Origin of the sequence: Paenacidovorax caeni, assembly GCF_001298675.1 — a bacterium.
Lineage (GTDB): Bacteria > Pseudomonadota > Gammaproteobacteria > Burkholderiales > Burkholderiaceae_C > Paenacidovorax > Paenacidovorax caeni.
The window spans coordinates 1-3,251 of record NZ_CYIG01000096.1 but is presented as its reverse complement, the minus strand read 5'-3'; the positions used below and the strand labels follow the sequence as shown (position 1 = coordinate 3,251).

Here is a 3,251-nt window from a genome sequence, read left to right as displayed (position 1 = left end):
AGCCTTGAAGGTTGAGAAATAGATGTGCTTGCCGTTGCGAAGGGTGCGCTCAACCTTCGGGCCGCTCCACTCAGGGGTATGTCCACTGTCTTGCATATGGACGCATGCTGACCTGCTCCCCTCGGCCCGGCAACAAGGGCCTTGAGGCCACGCTTACCCTTTTGGTGCACTCATGTACCTGATCTCAGCCTGCAGCCCAATGTAGGTTCCTTGGCCGGCATTGCAGGCGCATGCAAACGCTACGTCGGCCAATGAGAAGATCAAACCACCATGGATACCGCCAAGCGCGTTGCGACTATTCTCACCGATGGACACCCGGCATATGGCCTGATCAAAGCTCTGTTCTAGAAGCTCAATTCCCAGCCATTCGGCAAATCTGTCCCGGTCGAATTGCTTGCTTTCACGCATCTAATCACCTGCAAAAAACGCCTTGAATTTCATATTCAACGTCGGCATCGTATGCTTCGGCTCAGCGCTCGGCGAGATCCGTCTGGGCAATTCGATAGTCTGATCAGGCCATTACAAAATCATGAAGAAAATCGCGGTGCTTGCCTACGATGGCTGCTGGGCCATGAGTGTCTTCTCTGTGACGGATTTTTTCCGGGTTGTGGCGCTGCTGGACGCGCGCCATGGCTTTGATCCGACCTATCGTGTCGAGGTACTGAGCGCAGATGGCGGCCACGTTCGTTCTGCCAGTGGCCATGCGATTCAGCCAGACGGCGCCGTTACGAACCGAAGCAGTCATGATCTGGTTGTGATTCCAGCCGTTGAGGGGACAAGGCTGGCTTCAGGCTTCGTGCCAGATGATCGCCTTGTCCATTGGCTGGCCAGACGCAAACGCGGCGGTGCTGCTTTGCTGGCCCTGACAACAGGAGCGTGTTTCTTGGCCGCGACGGGGTTGGTGGACAGCGTGCTCATGGCCACACATTGGGCCTTCGTCCGGCCATTATCGAAACAATATCCCACGTGTCAGTTCGTGGCGCACCCTTCCTGTCTGCAGGAGGACGCGGTGTGGAGCACGGGATCGATGATGGGCGGATTCGATGCCTTGCTGGAGATGCTCGCTCGAGACAGGGGCGATGCGTTCGCCCAGCTGTGTGCCACGCACCTGCTCATCTCGGCGCCAGAGAAGCTCACCCCCATCCTACCGGGGCATCGAAATCATCATGACGATGCCATTTTGCGGCTGCAGGAGTGGATTGAGTCCCATCATGCCCAGGCCATCACCATCGAGCGCATGGGGCGTGAGATCGGCATGACCGAGCGCACCCTCAAACGCCGCTTTCAGTTGGCAACGCGCTTGTCGCCCACCGTGTACATACAGAAAGTTCGGGTCGACCAGGCGAAGAAACTCCTACTCGCCACCGACCTGTCGATCAAGGCGATCGCGTACGAAGTGGGTTATGAGAACGTGAGCTTCTTTGTACGTGTTTTCAAGACCCACGCAGGCGCTACTCCGTCTGAGTGGCGCAAGGGCGAGCAAGCGGGCTCGCTGTAGAAGCTGTAGTCAACATGATTCGACCAAAACCAAGTTTGCGGATCAACGACAAGGCCGATGTCAGCAGCACTTCCAATAGCGGCCATCCCAGCTGCTGCGCGGGCGACTACCCGATGGCCGCAATGTGGCCAGGACCGTGAGTACAGTGCCTGACCGTCAACAGCAGCACTCGCTGCAGAGTCGACGTTGAGACGCTTTACGAATGTTCGACAGACGCCGTCCCCTGCAGCCCAAGTCACAAGAACTTGTCCAGGATCGCTGAACCAGCAAGTAAGTCTTCCTTGGTCGCCTTCCCCTTACGGAACCGAAAGACCTTGGCAGGCTTAGCGTTACCCGAAGCCTGAGGCTGAACTGCATCAAATGCCTTTGCTTCAGATGGTGTCAATGACTCCCGAAGGTAGTCGTCCTCCACCCGCTTTTCGAACGCGTTAACGATCTTGGTGGCTTCCGTCACGTTGGAGTAGCCCTGATCCATCGAACCGAATGGACACCACAAAGCTTGACTCTCCATGTTTCTGTTGACCAGCTGACGGAAGAGCACTTCTACGTCTTCACGGTGCATGGCATACAGCTCAGATCGATAGGCATCACAGATCTGTGAAATGCCAACTTTGCCAGCGCCACCCGGTCGACATGCAACTTTGTAGGCTGCCACCAGCAGGTCGACGATCTTGCGCCGGATCCCGAAAGTGAAAAGGTAAATGCTGTCCTGGTCCCTCGCGGGATCAAAGATGAGTATGTCTGGCGCAACCTCCCGCAATGCCTTCAGATAAACCGTCAGGTCGGGGCACTTGGAACCGAACGGTCGCATGATGATTGGACAGGACAGCAATCTGTCGCGGTCCTCGGGTGGGCGTCCTTTTAGTTTGTGCCCCAAACTGAAGTTCGCACAGTACAGCAGCAGCGGCCCGATGCCGTGGAGCTTCAAAAGCACACTCGCCGCGCGAGCGTTCGCGCCGCTGCTCGCGGAGATCCACTGAAATTCATCAATGGCGGCTAGACAAGTTGCGTGCCTCCATGAGGCCCTCTCAGCGAACTCCAAAATCTTCGGTACTGACCAACTCTTGGGTGCCGATCCATTTCTGATGGATGTTTTGGATTCGGTGTCCTGCCACACGGGGTCGACGTGCTCTCGAAGAAGCTGGTTGAGTCCGTCGCCCTTGGCCAGTGTCATCAGCCACATGGGCATGAGATCAATACCAGCGTGCCCCCGCACACTCATTTGCTCCGCTCTCCCCAGCAGGATACGAGACAAAGACTGGAGCACCTGAGACTTGCCAACACCCTGCAGGCCAGTGAAACAGATGGCTGGGGAGCGCGTGGAACCCCACGGCTTTCTGGAGTACAAGCCTTCAATGTACGAGGCATCACTTTCCATGCGCGAAATGGCGTGAGCTTGGACCATTCCGGTGAGCTGACGCAGCAGGTCACGCATTTGGGAGTCAGGCACAACGACGCTTCGCAGGCCGTTCTCCAATAGGCCGGAACGGACTCGGTCATCTGCTCCGTCCCATGTGATTCGCGTGGGCGCCACACTGACCATTCGATCAATCTCTGCGTCGGACAGATCGAACGAGTACTGCCGGGACCTTGGACTCAATTTCATGCAGCCCTCCGGGTAGAAGTCGAGGGTGTGCAGAATTTTGTGTAAACGGACAATCCACCGCCGGCGCGAGCCGGCCTGTCCGTAAGCACAATGAGCACCAAGAAACACGACGTACCCGAAGAACTGCTGTCTGGCCTGCTGGCTAAC

At 56.9% G+C, this 3,251-nt stretch carries 3 protein-coding genes; 1 reads left to right on the top strand and 2 read right to left on the bottom strand.

The genetic code is table 11. The annotated features are described in order from the left end of the window. Positions 1–153: 153 nt before the first annotated feature. Complete coding sequence (locus tag BN2503_RS18735) at positions 154–408, bottom strand: PaaI family thioesterase (protein ID WP_054258100.1); 255 nt, start codon at positions 406–408, stop codon at positions 154–156. A 121-nt stretch (positions 409–529) separates the two neighbouring features. Here BN2503_RS18735 and BN2503_RS18730 point away from each other — a divergent pair, with 121 nt between their 5' ends. After that, positions 530–1,498: a GlxA family transcriptional regulator gene (locus tag BN2503_RS18730; protein WP_074930523.1), complete on the top strand. Its 969-nt coding sequence runs from the start codon at positions 530–532 to the stop codon at positions 1,496–1,498. A gap of 235 nt (positions 1,499–1,733) precedes the next feature. Here the strand turns inward: BN2503_RS18730 and BN2503_RS18725 are convergent. Further along, on the bottom strand, positions 1,734–3,251 hold a 1,518-nt coding region (locus tag BN2503_RS18725; RefSeq protein WP_054258099.1), incomplete at its 5' end, for an ATP-binding protein.